16 protein-coding genes and 1 pseudogene are annotated in these 17,166 nt (G+C 61.4%); 9 read left to right on the top strand and 8 right to left on the bottom strand.

The annotated features are described in order from the left end of the window. Positions 1 to 120 precede the first annotated feature (120 nt). From tnpC to D6850_RS18680, 5 genes and pseudogenes are all read right to left on the bottom strand, one after another. A pseudogene (gene tnpC, locus D6850_RS18695) lies at positions 121 to 1,536 on the bottom strand (IS66 family transposase); the annotation flags it as partial. A gap of 62 nt (positions 1,537 to 1,598) precedes the next feature. Further along, complete coding sequence (tnpB, locus tag D6850_RS18690) at positions 1,599 to 1,946, bottom strand: IS66 family insertion sequence element accessory protein TnpB (protein ID WP_121169138.1); 348 nt, start codon at positions 1,944 to 1,946, stop codon at positions 1,599 to 1,601. After that, a complete protein-coding gene (gene tnpA, locus D6850_RS18685; RefSeq protein ID WP_121169137.1) occupies positions 1,943 to 2,311 on the bottom strand; it encodes an IS66-like element accessory protein TnpA in 369 nt (122 codons plus the stop codon). Before tnpA ends, tnpB begins: the two co-directional genes overlap by 4 nt. A 36-nt stretch (positions 2,312 to 2,347) precedes the next feature. Further along, entirely contained in the window at positions 2,348 to 2,629 is a 282-nt protein-coding gene (locus D6850_RS19360) for a hypothetical protein (RefSeq protein WP_147438939.1), read from the bottom strand. A gap of 85 nt (positions 2,630 to 2,714) precedes the next feature. After that, the gene (locus D6850_RS18680; protein ID WP_121169136.1) at positions 2,715 to 4,709 is read right to left on the bottom strand and encodes an ATP-dependent helicase; all 1,995 of its coding nucleotides are present in this window, start codon (positions 4,707 to 4,709) and stop codon (positions 2,715 to 2,717) included. A 138-nt stretch (positions 4,710 to 4,847) separates the two neighbouring features. Here D6850_RS18680 and D6850_RS18675 point away from each other — a divergent pair, with 138 nt between their 5' ends. Further along, on the top strand, positions 4,848 to 5,465 hold the full coding sequence (locus D6850_RS18675) for a type IV toxin-antitoxin system AbiEi family antitoxin domain-containing protein (protein WP_121169135.1): 618 nt from the start codon (positions 4,848 to 4,850) through the stop codon (positions 5,463 to 5,465). Then, a complete protein-coding gene (locus tag D6850_RS18670; RefSeq protein WP_121169134.1) occupies positions 5,458 to 6,324 on the top strand; it encodes a nucleotidyl transferase AbiEii/AbiGii toxin family protein in 867 nt (288 codons plus the stop codon). Before D6850_RS18675 ends, D6850_RS18670 begins: the two co-directional genes overlap by 8 nt. Positions 6,325 to 6,360: 36 nt before the next feature. On the opposite strand, the gene scpB is transcribed toward D6850_RS18670, so the two are convergent. Both scpB and D6850_RS18660 read right to left on the bottom strand, forming a co-directional pair. Then, complete coding sequence (gene scpB, locus D6850_RS18665; RefSeq protein WP_121169133.1) at positions 6,361 to 6,960, bottom strand: SMC-Scp complex subunit ScpB; 600 nt, start codon at positions 6,958 to 6,960, stop codon at positions 6,361 to 6,363. A gap of 2 nt (positions 6,961 to 6,962) precedes the next feature. Beyond that, a complete protein-coding gene (locus tag D6850_RS18660; RefSeq protein ID WP_121169132.1) occupies positions 6,963 to 7,865 on the bottom strand; it encodes a DUF1403 family protein in 903 nt (300 codons plus the stop codon). 156 nt (positions 7,866 to 8,021) lie between these two features. Here D6850_RS18660 and D6850_RS18655 point away from each other — a divergent pair, with 156 nt between their 5' ends. From D6850_RS18655 to D6850_RS19595, 7 genes are all read left to right on the top strand, one after another. Next, positions 8,022 to 9,119, top strand: coding sequence for a tyrosine-type recombinase/integrase (locus D6850_RS18655; RefSeq protein WP_121169131.1), 1,098 nt, complete (start codon positions 8,022 to 8,024; stop codon positions 9,117 to 9,119). Between the two features lie 57 nt (positions 9,120 to 9,176). Continuing rightward, on the top strand, positions 9,177 to 10,064 hold the full coding sequence (locus D6850_RS18650; RefSeq protein WP_121169130.1) for a recombinase family protein: 888 nt from the start codon (positions 9,177 to 9,179) through the stop codon (positions 10,062 to 10,064). Positions 10,065 to 10,207: 143 nt separating this feature from the next. Next, positions 10,208 to 11,401 carry a plasmid partitioning protein RepA gene (repA, locus tag D6850_RS18645; RefSeq protein ID WP_121169129.1) on the top strand — a complete coding sequence of 398 codons (1,194 nt, stop codon included), beginning with the start codon at positions 10,208 to 10,210 and terminating at the stop codon, positions 11,399 to 11,401. Continuing rightward, on the top strand, positions 11,385 to 12,317 hold the full coding sequence (repB, locus tag D6850_RS18640) for a plasmid partitioning protein RepB (RefSeq protein WP_121169128.1): 933 nt from the start codon (positions 11,385 to 11,387) through the stop codon (positions 12,315 to 12,317). The genes repA and repB overlap by 17 nt, the downstream gene beginning before the upstream one ends. A gap of 212 nt (positions 12,318 to 12,529) precedes the next feature. Next, the gene (gene repC / locus D6850_RS18635) at positions 12,530 to 13,741 is read left to right on the top strand and encodes a plasmid replication protein RepC (RefSeq protein WP_121169127.1); all 1,212 of its coding nucleotides are present in this window, start codon (positions 12,530 to 12,532) and stop codon (positions 13,739 to 13,741) included. A gap of 169 nt (positions 13,742 to 13,910) precedes the next feature. Then, positions 13,911 to 16,094 carry a ParB/RepB/Spo0J family partition protein gene (locus D6850_RS18630; RefSeq protein ID WP_121169126.1) on the top strand — a complete coding sequence of 728 codons (2,184 nt, stop codon included), beginning with the start codon at positions 13,911 to 13,913 and terminating at the stop codon, positions 16,092 to 16,094. 289 nt (positions 16,095 to 16,383) lie between these two features. Then, a complete protein-coding gene (locus D6850_RS19595) occupies positions 16,384 to 16,578 on the top strand; it encodes a hypothetical protein (RefSeq protein ID WP_166434130.1) in 195 nt (64 codons plus the stop codon). Here the strand turns inward: D6850_RS19595 and wrbA are convergent. After that, positions 16,568 to 17,161, bottom strand: a complete 594-nt coding sequence (gene wrbA / locus D6850_RS18620; RefSeq protein WP_121169124.1) for an NAD(P)H:quinone oxidoreductase — start codon at positions 17,159 to 17,161, stop codon at positions 16,568 to 16,570. The genes D6850_RS19595 and wrbA overlap by 11 nt on opposite strands. Between the last annotated feature and the right edge of the window lie 5 nt (positions 17,162 to 17,166).

Raw genomic sequence — 17,166 nt, 5'->3', positions numbered from 1 at the left:
GACTTGCATTCAGATAAGGTCAAAGACGCTCTCGCACGAAAAGGACGCCCGTGTCGCGCTGAACTCGAGGACCAGCTTTCAATGTTTCCAAGCACTTATGAAGGGGGTGCATAATGACCAACCAACGCCCACTGGACGCATGGCGCGCTCGGCGGGGTTGTTGTCGATGGCGACGCGACCATCCTCCAGGAACAAGGTGAAGGAGGACCAGCGATTGAGGGCATAGCGGAAGGCCTTGGCCAGATCGCTCTTGCCGGGGATGCGCGTCAGCTGCTGTTCCGCCCAAGCCTTGAAGGCAGCAACCTTTTCGGCGCTGTATTTCTGGCGGGCCGCAAGCCGCATTTCGGCGGACTTCCCGGCAATCTTGCGCTCGATGTCATACAGCTTCCCGATCCGGTCGAGAGCCTCGCGGGCAATCCGGGACTTGTCGGCTGTCCACACGTCATGGAAGTCGCGCCGCAGGTGCGCCCAGCAGGCGGCCTCGCGGAACTGCTGCGTATCATCTGCACGCTTTTCATAGAGATCCCGGAAGCCGGCATAGGCGTCGGCTTGCAAAATGCCGCTCGAGTTGGCGAGATGGCCGCGCGGATGTTCACCCTTTCGATCGGGAGAGAAGTAATACACGACACCGGGAGGCGCGGCGCCTGACCATGGCCGTTGATCTCTGACATAGGCCCAGATGCGGCCCTGTTTCACGGCCTTTCCGAGCTCCTTCTTCTTGCCGGATCGGTCGAGCACGCGGATGGGCGTGTCGTCGGCATGCAGGATCGGGCTGGACATCACGTCCGCCTCGAGCTTTTCGATCAGCGGGTTCAGCGTCTTCATGGCCCCGCCGCACCAGTCGACCATCGTGGTGTCCGGGATGTCGGCTCCCATGCGGGCGAAGATCTCGTTCAGGCGATAGAGCGGAATGTGGTCGTCGAACTTCGAGACGAGAATGAAGGCCAGCAGGCTGGGCCCAGCCATGCTGCGCGGGATCGGCCGGCTGGGCGCGGGCTCCTGCACCATGGCCTCGCAGCGGCGGCAAGACTTTTTCACCCGGGCGATCTCGATCACCTTCACTTGCGCGGCGATCATGTCGAGCAATTCGCTGACGTCTTCGCCGACCACGCGCAGATCCCCGCCGCAGTCCGGGCAAGTGTCGCCGGGATCAAGCTCGCGGCGCTCGCGTGGCGTGTCCTTTGACACCCTTGGGCGACGACGCGGCTTCTTTTCCGGCGCGGCCTCACCCTCTTCCGACGGAGGTTCTTGCTCCAGGGTTTCGTCTTCGTCGGAGGACGCGTCATCGGCCTCCGACGTGGCGACCATCAGATCCTCGAGCGCCAGCTCGAGCTGTTCGATCTCGCGCTCGATCTTTTCGGAGCTGGCGCCGAACTTCTGCTTCTTGAGCTTGGCGATCCGGATGCGCAGCGCCTGCACGAGCAGATCATGCGCGCGCAGCGTCGCCGACATTTTCGCATTTTCAGCCTGCAGGGCAGCGATCAGCGCCTTCAGAGCGGCTGGATCATCGGGCATATCCACGAGCGATTGCGACATGACTGTTTATAGCAAATCGTGTCACAGAGCGCCATAAAAACAAGGCAATTCAGGCAGATAAATTACCCAACCCGAGCCGGTGGCGCACCCCAGTCCGGCCGCCGCCAGTCGATCCCCTCCCACAACATTGCCAGCTGTGCCGAGGTCAGGCGAATGGCGCCATCGGCCGCCGAGGGCCATGGAAAACGCCCCCGTTCCAGAACCTTGTAATAGAGGCAAAACCCCTGACCGTCCCAATACAGCACCTTGATCCTGTCGCCGCGGCGTCCGCGGAAGACGAAGACAGCCCCGCTGGCAGGCTTCTGTCGCAAAACGTCCTGCGCGATGGTGGCGAGCCCTGCTATCCCCTTGCGCATGTCGGTAACCCCACAGGCCAGGTAGACCCGCACTCCGGTCCCGGGCCCGATCATACCCCCTCCACCGCACGGATCAGCCGCATCAACGTGGCTTCGTCCATAACGCTGTCGAACCGGAGGCTCCGCCCTTTGGCCAGACGCAATTCAACCGATACCGAGGCGGCCGGGCATGGCGCCGCCGGAGCGAGCTCGGTGGGAGAAACACCTATCGGCAGAAAGATGGCTCCTTCTTCCGGTGACCACAGGCCTTTCTGCTTCAACTCGTGCCGCCAGGCGTAAATTTGCTGCCGGGTAACGTCGTTGCGTTGCGCCACCTGGGTGACCGTAGCCCCGTCGATCCCAACCGACGACACGATCGTAAGCTTATCTTCATCACTCCAACGACGCCGCCGTTCAATCCCGAGAATCTCGCCTCGCATGCACCCTCCGTCTCAGACACGTCGTTTGCGACGTCGCTATGCACGTGTCTTAGCCCGTGCGGGCAAACGGTGGCAGGCGGTGCCAACCGGGTGATTACTCAAGTTGTCGCTGTCACCCTGTTTCTTCGCGAAGTTTTGGAAGCCATATGGCGGGCCAAATCGCGCGACGAGGTACTTGTAGACTGCAAGTGGCGAAAGGTGCTTGCGGAAAACAAGAATGCTCCCATTTGGCTTTCCTTTTGTAGCCTTCGGACGATCCCAAAAGGCCAACATTTCATCGGGCGTCGGCTTCTCCCATTTTTCGGGCGTGAAAATCATTCTGGTTTCCTCCCACCCTTTGAACTATTCAAGCTGAACCCCCAGAGCGAAGGTGGAATGATCAACTTTGCCGCGCTTAGCCAAATTAAGGCACGGCGACAGCAACAGGGGCTGCCGGTGCCATGTCGGCAATGAAAGGGCTCGCTTGCAGGATGGCTGTTCCATAGTTGACGTAAGCTGGTGTTATGCCCGCTCTCATCGCGTCTGCCAGCGGCATCTCTTGAGAGTATGTCAGTATCAGCGTGCCAGGTCTTCCGTTGGCTGGGTCGGCCTTCACTCGCGTGATGCCCACGAAGAATAGCCTGCGCTGTTCTTCATCGTAGTGCTGCCTTTCGAGCGGGGTCAGCGCATTCTTCGGTGCTCTCGGCAGCAGACCATTCACACACCCTGCGATGATCGTCACGGGCGAACTCAGCCCCTTGCTCTTGTGCAGGCTCATTATGCGGACTTCTTGGATGTCCGTCGGGATTTCCGGCTGCGTGATGGCGGTGATCAACTCGCTGACCAAAGACTGTGCGTCTATGGCCGGATCGGCAGCAATCAACCCAACGGCGATGTCGCGCAGTTCGCGGGTGTCGGCCTGACCTCCGGGAAACAGCGCGTCGACCACCGCAGCGAGGTCGGGCAACGCGGCAATAGTATTCAGTTCGGCCACGAGCGCATTGAAGTCGTTCACAATGCGGCCTGTGTGGGGAATGCTTAAAGTGCCCGCGCTCAATTGGCTGAGAGTCTGCCATGGCGACAACCCGGTCGCTTCACAATGGTCTCGAACGCGTTTGTAGCCCGCAGCATGGAAATTGCTTCCGTTCTGCCCCACCAGCCAGCGCAGCGCGACACGGTCGTCCTGATTGGCGAACAACTTCAATAGAGCGAACGAGTGCTGTGCGGCTTCCCGTTCAAGTTCGGATTCTGTGTATTCGGATCGGGCAGGGACGCCACCAGCTAGAAGCGCCTCGTAGATCGGCGTTCCGACGGCGCGGCTTTGGGCAAGGACCAAAATGTCGCCTGCAGGGGTGCCCGCGGCGATCATTTGTTGGATCGTGGACACGACGCCCACGACTTCTTGGTTCAAGTTCGGGTACTGGAGAATAGTCACCGCGCCCGGTCCCTTTGCAGCGATGGGAAGCAGCGCACGGGGTACCGGACGGTGTACGTTGTGGGCAATGAGCGCATTCGCCATGTCAACAACACCGGTCGGGCAGCGGTGGCAATCGACAAGGCTCAAATCGTCGGCGCCTGTGTTGGTCAGTAGCCAATCTCGAATGCCGTCGGGATGGGCGTGCTTGAAACCGTAGATCGACTGATCGTCGTCGCCGACTATGCAAACTTCCGCCACGCCAGAAAGCAATTCGATGATTGCTTGCTCCGCCTTGTTCAAATCCTGATACTCATCGACCAATATATGGCTGAACTCCGCGCGTTCGGGCGCGGCGGGATTGGCTGAAAGGTAGCGATAGATTTCCGGGATTACTTCCCCGATCAACATCGCCTCGTGAAAACGCAGCCATTCAAGTAGGTCGTGCTGGAACGCTGTTTCCGCCGCAGATGGTGCGTATCCCGGCGTCTGGTGGTTGAGGCGCGCCCACGCCGCTTCATACGCTTGTTTTAAGTCGGCTACGGCCCGCTTGCCGCCGTGAGCAGCCATAAGGTCACAAACCAGTGCTTCTGTCTCAAAATCGTTCAGCGGGCGCGGAATGCGCCCTGTCGCCGCAAGAACATGGTTCCGCGTGAGCATTCGAAGGGCGAGGCTGTGAAGGGTGTGTGTGTGCAGTTCGTTGCATCCGGGAACGCCCATATTGACCAACTCGCGGTGAAGGTCCTGCGCCGCAACTCGGGTGAACGTAACCGGAAGAATAAGGTCGGGTGCGACACCGGCTTCGAGCAGGCGTGCGACCCGGCGCTTCATCGCAAATGATTTCCCGGTGCCCGGTCCAGCAACGACGCGAACGCGCGTGTTCGTGGTCGAAGCAATGCTATGTGCCGGTGTTCCCGGTGTTAATCCATCAAACCAAGGCATTCTCGCCCCCAAAATACTAAATATGCAAAGCTCATCCATAAGTAGAATCAATCGTTGGCTCATTCAATGCGGCGAATGGCCGGAACCCACCGTCCCTGCAGATAAGGTGTTTTGCCCGGGGTTCTACGGTCTTGGCAGACGTAACCAAGCTATGTTAGAAAACCTCGGACTAAGTGCGAATTTGTCCGAGGTTACCTATCAATGCCACGTGAGCTGACACAGAGGCAGCGCCTCCTTGAACATCTGGAGTCCCATGCGCCGGCACGCGCACGGGAACTTGAGGGTGTGGGCGTCTCAGCGGCAACCATATCTCGCGCGGTGCGGTCCGGCGACATCCTCCGGCTTGGCCGCGGGCTTTACGGCCTGCCCGACAGCGCACCCGATACGCATGAAACCCTGATCGAAGTCGCCAAGCGGGCACCAAAGGTCGTCATCTGCCTCACATCGGCTCTGGCATTTCATGGCCTGACCGATCAACTGCCGCGTCGTGTCTGGATTGCCATCGGCGCTAAGGACTGGGAGCCAAAGATCACCTATCCGAAAATCCGAACCGTCCGGTTCCGCGAACCCTATTTCTCCAGTGGCGTCGAAGTGCATCGGCTGGGTGGGACGACGATCAGGATGTACACGATCCCGAAGACGCTCGCCGACGCGTTCCGGAACCGGCGCCTTGTCGATCGATCGGTCGCCATCGAGGCCCTCAAGGCCGCGGTCGAGCAGCGCAAGGCGACGCCGTCAGCCATTGCTGAGGCTGCGCAGACCTACGGTGCCTGGAACCAGATGCGCCCCTACCTCGAGGCCGTGACGTCGAATGGCTGACAAACCCAGAAATATCGCCGCTTCGGTGCGTCAGAGACTGCTGAACCTCGCACGCGCTGAGGAGCAGGCCTTCGACGTGGTACTGGTGGCATTTGGACTGGAGCGGCTCATCTACCGCCTGTCGGTGTCAGCACACCGCGATCGCTTCGTCCTGAAGGGCGGCATGCTCGTGACTCTCTGGACCAAGGACAGAGGCCGGTTTACCCGAGACATCGACTTCCTGTCGTTCGGCGCCGAGGACGAGGCGACCCTGAAGAAGACCATCGCCGAGATTCTCGCAATCGACGCAGCTGACGGGCTGATCTTTGACGACGCCAGTCTTACTGCGGCCCCGATCCGGGAAAATCAGGTCTACGGCGGCATGCGCCTGAAGACGGCCGCGTATCTCGAGAAAACGCGGATCCCGATCACGATAGATGTCGGATTCGGAGACGCGCTTGGAAACCCCGCCTACACGCTCGACTATGGTTCCCTGCTCGATTTCCCCTCGGCATCGGTGCGGGCCTACTCCCCGGAGACGGTCATCGCGGAGAAGTTCCAGGCGGTCGTCGCGCTCGGTATCATCAATGGCCGGATGAAGGATTACTACGACCTTTGGGCTCTGCCGAAGGCGGTGGATCTCGATCCCGACGACTTGCAGGCCAGCATCGAAAAGACCTTTGAGCGGCGTCAAACGGACGTGCCGACGGAGCGACCGCCGGGCCTGTCCCGGGCGTTCGCCACCGATGCGACGAAGTCCGCACAGTGGCGCGCCTATTCCGAGGCGACCGAGATCGAAGGCATGAGCCTTGCGCAGGTCGTCGATGATATCTGGGCGATGCTTGAGCCTGTCTGCGCGCGCACCGGCACCGCGAAATAGTGGAGGCCGACCTCGGTTTCTGTTCACACCACAGGCTCATGTCCCAGTCTCGGACAACACGCCCGCATCTTCCAGCTGCTCCCGATCCGGAAGGTCTTGCAGCGATTTGAGATCGAAGGCGACCAGGAAGTGCTTGGTCGTCACGTAGGTGTAGGGCGCCCCGCGCCGCGGCGAGCGCGGCCCCGCGCCGATCAGGTCGCGTGCATGCAGCCGCCCGATCAGATCGCGACTGATCTCCTTGCCGAAGATGTTCTTGAGCCCGTCGCGGGTGATCGGCTGGTGATAGGCGATGGCCGCCAGGACCGCGACGTCGAACTCGCTCAGATCCAGCAGTTGGCCCCCGACATCCGCCGCAGCGCGGATCGCGGGGGCATAGGTACTCCGCGTCCGGAACATCCAGCCGCCAGCAACCTGCGCCACCTCGAAGGACCGTCCCTCGAGATCGGCCGCGAGGTCCTCGATCAGCAGATCGACCGAAACCTTCCCCACCACGCGGGCGAGGTCCTCGCGCGGCACCGGCGACGCGCTGGCGAACAGCACCGCCTCGATCCGCCGCATCCATTCCCGCCAGCGCAGCTCCGGCGGCAGGTCGGGCAACTCGCGGTCAAGCTCCGGTTCGGGGCGATCCTTGGCCATCGCTAGACCCCGTAAAGCCGGAAGGTATCCCGCCCGGTCAGCTCGCGCACCGCGCCGAGGTCGACCAGCCGGTCGCAGAGCCGCCGCGCGGCGCGATCCGGCAAAGGCAAGGCCGAAGGCGCCATGGCATCGCGGGTCAGAAACATCTCGACCGCCTCCTCCGCACCATTGGCCCGGAGCTTTGGAGCGACCTCTCTCAGACGTGCGGCGCGGCGCGTCAGATCGGCCGCCTCGCGCGTCGCCTCGGCCGTGGCCCGCACAATTGCCCGATGACAGGCGAGCCGCAGCTCTTCGCCCGTCTTGCGCAGATCGCCGCGCTTGAGACCGAGCGCCAGGAGCGGCAGGACATGGCTCCACCCGAGCGCCTGCGCCAAGGCCGCGACTGCCAATATCAGCGCCGTGGCATGGTCGCGCGGTCGCTCCGCCAGAGCCGCCTGCAGGATCGCCGCCGCGCGCGCAATCGGTCCCCCCTGCCCCGCGCCGCGCGGGTCGTACCCGTCCAGCCAGGCCGCGATCTGCTCCACCTCGACGCCAGGCATTGCCCGATGCAATGCCTTGACCGAGACCGGTCGCTCCACCGCACGCCGCCACGACCCATAGACCTCACCTGCCGGACCGGGACTGTCGCCCGGCTGCAGAAACGCCACTGCGTCGCGTAGTTCCGAGACTCGTTCCGGACGCCCCTGATGCGTCACGCAGGCCTCCGCCGCGCTCAACGCCAAACGGCTGCGCAGCAAGGCCTGGGGCACGTCCCTGTGCCCCAACACAAGATGCAGATGGGCCAGGGCGGCGCCGGACAAAAAGACCACATCCTCGGGGGTTTCCGCCCGCCCGGAGGTGACCCACGCCGGGAGCTGCGGTACGGCGTTGAGGTCGTCGGAGATCGTGGCGGACTGGTATGTCATGTTCCAACACTAGCCGCGCGCGGCGCTTTCGTCCACAATATGATGTAGAAACCGCCCCACCTTACAGCTCCCAGATATGTCCAATAAGTTTGCATTATCGGACATAAGGATAGGCTGGCAAGCAAGAGCAAAATTTGGGAAAATTTCGAGAGAAAGATGACCACAGAGGACGAGAAATCGCGCTCCGCGCCCAATGATGCGATGAAAGGTGACGAGCGCGACGAGAGAGCCCCGCCAAGTGGCGCCGCGATCGCCCTGCCCTCCCACGTTGCCGGCTCCGGCACCCTCGATCGGCTAGTCGAGAACGCCCGCAACTATGCCAGGGCCTCTACCGCCGAGAACACCAACAAAGCCTATGCTGCCGACTGGAAGCATTTTTCGCGCTGGTGCCGCCTGAAAGGTACAGAGCCCTTGCCCCCGTCAGCTGAGATGATCGGGCTCTATCTTACTGACCTGGCCGCTCCGACAGGCCCGTCCCCTGCCCTTTCGGTCTCGACCATTGAGCGGCGCCTGTCCGGACTCGCCTGGAACTATGCACAGCGCGGCTTCGCCCTAAACCGCAAGGATCGTCACATCGCCACCGTGCTGGCCGGGATCAAGCGCAAACATGCACGGCCGCCGGTGCAGAAGGAAGCGATAACGCCAGAAGACATCCTGGCGATGGTGGCCACGCTGCCCTACGATCTGCGCGGACTTCGTGATCGGGCGATCCTGCTTCTGGGCTATGCTGGCGGGTTGCGTCGATCCGAAATCGTCAGCCTGGATGTCGGAAAAGACGACACCCCCGACAGTGGCGGTTGGATCGAGGTCCTCGACGATGGCGCGGTGCTGACGCTCAATGCCAAAACTGGCTGGCGCGAAGTCGAGATAGGCCGCGGATCCTCGGACCAAACCTGTCCGGTCCACGCGCTCGAGCAATGGCTGCATTTTGCCAAGATCGACTTCGGGCCTGTCTTTGTGCGCACATCGCGCGATGGTAAGAAAGCGCTGGAAGCACGGCTCAGCGACAAACACGTCGCGCGGCTGATCAAGCAGACCGTGCTGGCCGCCGGCATCCGCGCAGAGCTTCCGGAAAAGGATCGGCTCGCCCTGTTCTCCGGCCACAGCTTGCGTGCGGGCCTTGCCAGCAGCGCCGAGGTCGATGAGCGCTACGTGCAGAAGCAGCTGGGCCACGCTTCCGCCGAGATGACCCGCCGCTACCAGCGTCGCCGAGACCGGTTCCGCGTCAACCTGACCAAGGCGGCCGGTCTATGATCGCGCGCTCATTCGGTCGTTTAGTCGCGTTATATGAAACTGCAAAAGACTGTTTTGATGCCCCTGATAGGTTATGCCCGGGTCTCGACCGAGGATCAGACCCCCCTGCCCCAGTCGCAGGTCCTGAAATCTGCAGGCTGCGCCGAGATCCATGAGGAGCAGGCCTCTGGCGGCAATCGTGCGCGGCCGGTGTTGTCGCTCAACATGCTGGAACGCGTCGCCAAGGGCGACACGCTGGTGGTCGTGCGGATCGACCGGCTGGCGCGGTCGCTTTCGCATCTCCTCGAGGTGATCGAACGGCTTGAAGCCAAGGGTGCTTTCTTTCGTTCCATTCAAGACCCAATCGACACGGCATCGCCGCAGGGCAAGTTCACGTTGCAAGTGCTGGGGGCTGCGGCCGAGTTCGAACGCGCCCTGATCCGGGAACGCACCAAGGCCGGCCTTGCCAGCGCACGCACAAAGGGCCGCGTTGGCGGGAACCCTGGGCTGCGGGCCAAAGACCCTGCCGCTCTTCGCAAAGTGCGGCTGGCGCGACAGGACGGCTACATGGAGCGCCTGAACGAGACGGCACAAGACTGGGTGCCCCATGTGCGCCGGTTGCGCCCCGACTTGGCTTGGGAGGACGTGTTGCGCATAATCAACGGCCCCTTGCCCGAAGCGCGTAGCTGGACCCAAAGCCGCCTGCAACGCGCTGTGAAGGCCTATGTCCGCGACGGCTTCCTGCCTGTCGAGGTGCTGGCCCGCGCCGGGCGCCGCGAAACGGACGACCGCCTGCCCGCCATTGTCGCAGGCATCAAGGGCGCCAAACCCGACATGACCCTACAGGCCATCTGTGATCGGCTGGAGACTATGCGTGAGCGGACACCGCGCGGAAGGTCCAAGTGGCAGCCGTCATCGGTGAAAATGCTTCTGGAACGCGCTGAGAAACTTGGGTTGCTTGACTGAATTGAGTAGTGCCTGCGCTTGTGTCTGTGTGGTTGAACCACACCATATCTAGAAAGAGCTTGCACGAATCTGATAGCTCGGGCAATAGTCTCGATAAATAACGCGCGGTCACATAAAAAACGCGCCCACGAATCGAGGCAGAGATGAGCGAAGCTGAGCAGGACCTGGACATTGCCATCGGGCACTACGCAGAGCTTCTCGCGTCAAACCTTCATGCGCAACGTGCGGCCCACTTCCCTCCCGACGCCAAGAAAGTCATGCGCAGCCTGACTAGCGGCGAGGCGGCAGAGTTGCTTGGTGTCGATCATACCTACCTTCGCAAGCTTCATCGAGAAGGAAAGATCGCTGACGTCGAAACCACCGCGGGCAGCCACCGTCGGTATACACTCGATGATATCTGGGAGATCCGCCACGCCCTAGAGGCAAACGCGAAGAAGCCTGGGACCTACGTGCCGGGGCGTCGTGCCGGTGACGAGCTTCAGATTGTCTCCGTTGTGAACTTCAAAGGCGGCTCGGGGAAAACGACAACATCAGCTCACCTTGCGCAGCGCTTGGCTCTTAAGGGATATCGTGTCCTTGCGATCGATCTGGACCCCCAAGCATCCTTTTCCGCGCTGCATGGCATCCAGCCTGAGCTGGACCTGATGGAGGGTGGAACGCTGTATGACGCAGTTCGCTATGATGAACCGGTCCCGATCTCGGAAGTAATCCGTAAAACCTACATCCGAGGCCTCGACCTTATCCCCGGGAACCTAGAGCTCATGGAATTCGAACATGAGACGCCGGCTGCCATCCAGCGAGGCGGCGCCCGCGCGTTCTTTGCCCGTGTGCGTGATGCGCTCGATAGTGTTGAAGCAGACTATGACGTCGTCGTCATCGACTGTCCGCCGCAGCTTGGTTTCCTGACCATGTCTGCCTTGTCGGCGTCCTCCGGGGTGCTTGTCACCGTTCACCCACAGATGCTCGATCTCATGTCTATGTCGCAGTTTTTGCGCATGACTGCTGATCTGCTTGGCGTCATCCGGGACGCCGGCGCAAACCTTCGCTTTGACTGGCTGCGTTTCCTGCCAACCCGCTACAAGGTGGGCGACGCACCGCAAACTGAGGTCATTGCCTTCATCCGGGGTCTTTTCGGCAGGTCAGTCCTGACCAACCACATGGTCGAGTCGACTGCGATCTCTGATGCAGGGCTGACGAAGCAGACGCTCTATGAGGCCGACAAGAAGGACTTCACGCGTCAGACTTTTGATCGTGCAATCGAATCCATGAACGCCGTCAACGACGAGATCGCGGCGATCATCCAGAACACGTGGGGACGCAATGGCAAGAAAGCCTAAACTGGGACTGCCACTGCAGACACTGCGCAACGCGCCCGACGCTCTTGAGGGGCGCAGGCTGCGCGGCGGCGTCTTTGAAATTGAGCCTGACCAAATCGAGACCACAGGTCGCCTCGATGACCGGCTGCAGATCGAGACTGAAGGCCTCAAGGCGTCGATTTCCAAGAACGGACAGCGAGTACCAATCCTCGTCCGGCCGCTTGAGGGTGATCGCTACAGCCTGATCTATGGCCGTCGTCGGCTGGAAGCTTGCAGAGAACTTGGAATCAAGGTCCGCGCCATTGTCACAGAGATGGAGGGCGATCAGGCGCTTCGCGATCAGCTGTTAGAGAACCAGGAGCGGCGGGATCTAAGCTTCATCGAACGTGCGCTTGTTGCCGCCGCCTTGCTCGACGGTGACCATTTGAGCGCATCCGAACGCACCAACAAGGGTGTTGCCGAGGTTCTCAATCTGACCGAGGCAGGAGTGTCGCAGCTGTTAAGCGTGGTCCGCACCGTTGGGGAGGACCTGGTCCTCGCTATCGGTGCCGCTCCGGGCATCGGGCGGCCCAGGTGGGAAGAGCTCAAGAAGTTGCTAGGGGCTACGGATGCCGATCGCGAACTGCTTGCAGCTTTGGCCGGTGAGGCCAAGACATCTTACCACGGCGGTATTGACGAGAAATCCGATCATGCATTTTTGGCCGTCCTCTCTGCTGCAGGGAAGCCCGAACAGACCACATCTTCGTCTCGCCCTCGCGGGCGGCCCGGCACGGTGATTCCGGGGGTCGGTGCCGCCACTGTCACGACCGGACGTCGTGGAAAGCAACTCAAGCTCGAGTTGAAGGCTGAGGAGAGCGATTTTGTCAGCTGGCTTGAGGGCAACGCCCCGCAGCTGATCGCCGAGCTTCACGAGCGCTGGAAGCGTTCGGAAGACTGAGAAAGAGCAACAATCAAAAAGGAGGCACGAGACAGGCAGAAAAGAAAAGGCCCCGAGAAGCAAGCTTCACGAGACCTTTCTTAGGTTTCGCACGGGACCAGCCCGCTACAAAACTTCAGTTTTCGCACCTCTGAATGTAGCGATCTGGCCCCTTTCCCGCAAGCGCAAAGCGATTCGCGGGCCAGGGAAATTTTGCCTTCGTGAATGACATCATGGATTACACACCGATTTCGCCGTTTATGCGGCCGATTTCGCACGCCCATCTGCGCGTGGTCGAGCGTCCTGAGGCGTCTGTTCCAGGCAAGCCCGTCAACAAGTGGGAGCTCCTCCGCGAGCTGTCCAAGGCGCAGGCAGCCTTTGGGGTTTCCGAGCGCGATCTGACTGTTCTTCAGGGACTTCTCAGCTTCTTTCCGGACGATGCGCTTGGCGGGAACACCGAAATGGTCGTCTTCCCATCCAACAAGGCGATCTGCGAGCGGCTGAACGGCATGCCTTGCTCGACGATGCGCCGTCACCTCGCCCGGTTGGTAGACGCAGGCTTGCTCATGCGGCGCGATAGCCCCAACGGGAAGCGGTATGTGCGCAAGCGTGGCGAAGATCGCGTGGCCTTCGGCTTCGATCTCTCCCCGCTCTATTGCCGGGCAGAGGAGATTGCACGGGCCGCAGAGGCTGTGCGTAAGGCTGAGGACCGCGTGCGGCGACTGAGGGAGGTGGTGAGCCTCATGCGCCGCGACCTAGCCGCTCTGGCGGAGTTCGGCGAGGAGATCCTGCCCGGGCTTGGCCTATGGGACCATCTCAGCGACACGGCCGCCCTCACAGCCCGCGCTCTTCGCCGCAAGCTTTCGCTTGAGGATTTGTCGGCATTTCGGACCGAACTAGAGACCCTTCTTGACCAGGCGCGCAATGTCATTGACGGCCCTGAAACAGAAGAAATGAACACCAATGATGCCCAATTTGAGCATCACCATCATAATTCAAATAAAGAATCTATAGATCTTGAACCTGCCTTAGAAAAAGGCGGGGTGGCGGGCCGCGCGGCTGAAGATAACACGGGTGAGCCTGTGGCTGACGGTGAAGAGCCTGACACAAGGCGGGTGCCGAAAATCCCACTCCACCTCGTAATCGCCGGCTGCCCCTCGCTCAAGACTTTTTATCAGGGCGACGTTCGACATTGGCACCAGCTTTTTGACGCGGCGTGTCATGTACGGCCGGCCATGGGGATCAGTGTTTCGGCTTGGGAAGAAGCGCAGCGCTGCATGGGACCAGAGCAAGCCTCGATCGTCGTCGTGGCCATGCTGGAACGTTTTTCCGAAATCAGGTCACCGGGTGGATACTTGCGGGCGCTGACGTCCAAGGCCGCGGCGGGCGAATTCTCTTGCGGTCCGATGGTCATGGCTTTGATCGATCGGCGAAGTGCGGCTTAACAGCTGTTAAGTTTCGACGTCGTCGGTGCTCAGTTGGCCTGACTTAACAGCTGTTAAGTCGCCTCTTGGCAACCATCAGATCATCGAGAGGGAAAGGAGTGTTGGTTTGAGGGTGACGGGAAGTGAGATCGGGAGAGTGGCTTCCGGCGCCCGTCGTGGAGAAAATCTGATGACGAAAGCTGTCCAGAAAATCACCCTGTCCCCCTCGCGGGATGTCCCTTTTGACAAGCTGGTGCTGAGCCAGTCCAACGGGCGGCGCATCAAGGCTGGCGTGTCCGTCGAGGAACTGGCCGACGACATCGCCCGCCGCGGTTTGTTGCAGAGCCTGAGCGTGCGGCCCGTGTTGGGTGATGATGGCACCGAGACCGGCAAGTTCGAGATCCCGGCTGGGGGTCGTCGCTTCCAAGCACTGTCCTTGCTGGTGAAGCACAAGCGTTTGGCGAAAACGACGCCCATTCCCTGCATCGTGCGGGATGGGGGGTCCGCGATCCTCGCCGAGGACGATTCCCTTGCAGAAAACATGCAGCGCGTTGCCCTGCATCCGCTCGACCAGTTCCGCGCGTTTGCGGCGCTGCGGGACAAGGGTCAGAGCGATGCAGAGATTGCTGCCGCCTTCTTCGTGACGCCGCAGATCGTGAAGCAGCGCCTCAAACTTGCCTCCGTCGCCCCTGCCCTGCTTGAGGTCTATGCCGAGGATGGCATGACGCTGGAGCAGCTCATGGCTTTCACCGTGAATCCAGATCATGCGCGTCAGGTTCAGGTCTGGGATGTGATCAATTCATCCTGGAACAAGGAGCCATTCCAGATCCGCAGGATGCTGACCGAAACCTCGGTCAGGGTTTCCGACCGGCGCGCGATCTTTGTGGGTGTTGATGCCTATGAAGCGGCGGGTGGCACGATGCTGCATGACCTCTTCCAGGGCGATGATGGCGGTTGGTTGGAGGACCCTGCCCTGCTCGATCGGCTGGTGACGGACAAACTTCAAGCCGAGGCTGAGACGGTTGCGGTTGAGGGCTGGAAGTGGATCGAGGTAGCACTTGACCTGCCCTACGGCTACAGCCACGGCCTGCGGTCCTTGTCCGGCGATCCGGCACCTATGACGGATGAGCAGTATGCGACCCATGCCAAGCTGCTCGCCGAGTACCGGGCGCTCGAGGAGGAATACGCGGGTCAGGATGAAATCCCCGATGAAATCGACACGCGGCTTGGCGTGTTGGAAACGGAGATGGAAAAGATCGAGACCCGGCCGTTGATCTTCGATCCCTTGGAAATCGGACGGGCAGTGGCTTTCGTCACGCTCGACCGCTACGGCGCGCTGGCAGTCCATCGCGGGTATGTGCGACCAGAGGATGAGCCCGTTGAGGAGACCGCGGTCCAGGATGGTACTGATCCTGCGGTGGCGGGGCAGGGGGCTGATCGTGATCTCACCGATGGCCATGCCAGTGCCGCTCATGGCGGAACCGTCATCATGTCGGGTGGCCAGCCAATTGGTGGCGACCTGCCGGAGGATGAGGATGACGGGGCGTTGAAGCCACTGCCCGAGCGGTTGGTCATGGAGTTGACGGCCCACCGGACGCTGGCGCTGCGTGAAGCGATCGGGCGCTCGCCGGATGTCGCGCTGACGCTGCTGCTGCTGAAGCTTGTGACGGACACCTTCCGCACCTCCTCTGCTTCGGGAAGCTGTCTCGAGGCATCCGTGCGTCACGTCTACATGTCGGCGCAGGCGCCCAATCTGACGGACAGCGTGGTGGCAAAGCTGGTCGACGAGCGTCACGCGGAATGGGAAGCCGATCTGCCGCTTGGCGACGATGCAGCGCTCTGGGACTATCTGACGGTCCTCGACCAGGGCAGTCGGCTGGCCTTGCTGGCGCATTGCCTCAGCTTCGGCGTCAACGCGCTGCATGAAAAGGTGAACCCCTACGGGGCAGGCATCTCTGCTGGCGGTCTGACCCGGCGTATGGCGCATTCCGATCTCGTGGCACAGGCAGTCGATCTCGATATGGTCGAGGCAGGCTGGGAGCCGACGGTCGACACCTATCTCAACCGCGTGCCCACGACCCGCATCCTCGAGGCCGTACGTGAGGCCAAGGGGGAGGGGACTGCCCAACTCCTCGATCACCTGAAGAAAGGCGAGATGGCCAGTGAGGCCGAGCGCTTGCTGAAGGGCAGCGGCTGGTTGCCCGAGGTCCTGCGCCGTGTCGATCTCGTGGCGCTGGACGATGAGGACCGTGCCGAAGGGCAGGGGCCGGATGTCGATGCCGAAATGGCCGACAGCGTCAGTGAGGCTGACCTTCCTGCATTCCTGACGGATGACTTGCCTGTTGAAAGCGTGTCGATGCTGGCCGCGGAATAGCGTGATCCAGCGGGGGGCGGAGATTCCGCCCCCCAATCACCCTATAACGCAACAATATCAATAGGATGAATGCGAATATTCGCATTCGGAATGAGGAATCATGTCTGCAATAACCATCATCGACACTGCACCCCTCGGGGCGCTCATTCGCTACACCGACGGCAGTCCCAAGCTACCGGCACGCTTTACCACTCGCAGCCAACGTGAAAGGTCGCTACGCGCGCAGCCGCAGCCGGGTGTTGCAGACCGGCGATATCCGGGTCGAGGCGGTGCGCGACGGCCCCGCCGGTTGCAGTTGATCCTGCCGAAGGGTAAAAAACTGCTGAACTTATTTGTGCAAAACGACATTAACGACTTCGCAACAGCAGTCTTCTTGTCCCACGAACTGATATTTTTGCTGCGTGTGGCCGGTTTCGCGGGCGGTGGGGCGGGCTGGTTTGCGCCGCGATATCGCCCGCGATCTGCCGTCTCGATCAGCCGGTGATCTTTGCGGTCATCTCGACCAGGCGCTTCGCCTGATGGGCCACTGCCGCCTTGCCGGCATCGTCAAAGCCATTGGCGTTGGTCGAGAAGCCGTAGGGGTTGCCGCCGGTGTCATAGATCGACTGATCGGTAAAACCCGGCGCGACAATGATGGCGCCCCAATGCATCGCCGTCGTGTAGAGGCTGAGAATGGTCGCTTCCTGACCGCCATGCGGATTCTGGGCGCTCGTCGTGGCCGTGAAGGTCTTGTCGGCCAGCTTGCCGGCACCCCAGAGCCCGCCCAGCGTATCAACGAAGGCCCGAAGCTGGCTGGCGGCCACGCCGAACCGGGTCGGTGTCGAGAAGAAATAGCCATCGGCCCATTCCATGTCGTCGGCCGTCGCTTCGGGGATATCGCCCATCTTGTCCAGCTGCGCTTTCCAGGCGTCCTGGGTCTCGACAACCTCTTTCGGGGCCGTCTCGGGAACGCGGCGAAGGCGGACATCTGCGCCTGCGTCGCGGGCTGCCTCTGCCGCCGCCAAGGCGACGGCATGGTTGGTTCCGTAGGTCGAGTAGAAGATAATTGCGATCTTGGGCTGTGCCATTGTCT

Origin of the sequence: Roseovarius spongiae (assembly GCF_003651245.1) — a bacterium.
GTDB classification, from domain to species: domain Bacteria; phylum Pseudomonadota; class Alphaproteobacteria; order Rhodobacterales; family Rhodobacteraceae; genus Roseovarius; species Roseovarius spongiae.
The sequence above is the reverse complement of the archived record's forward strand: the minus strand, read 5'-3'. Positions and strand labels throughout refer to the sequence as shown.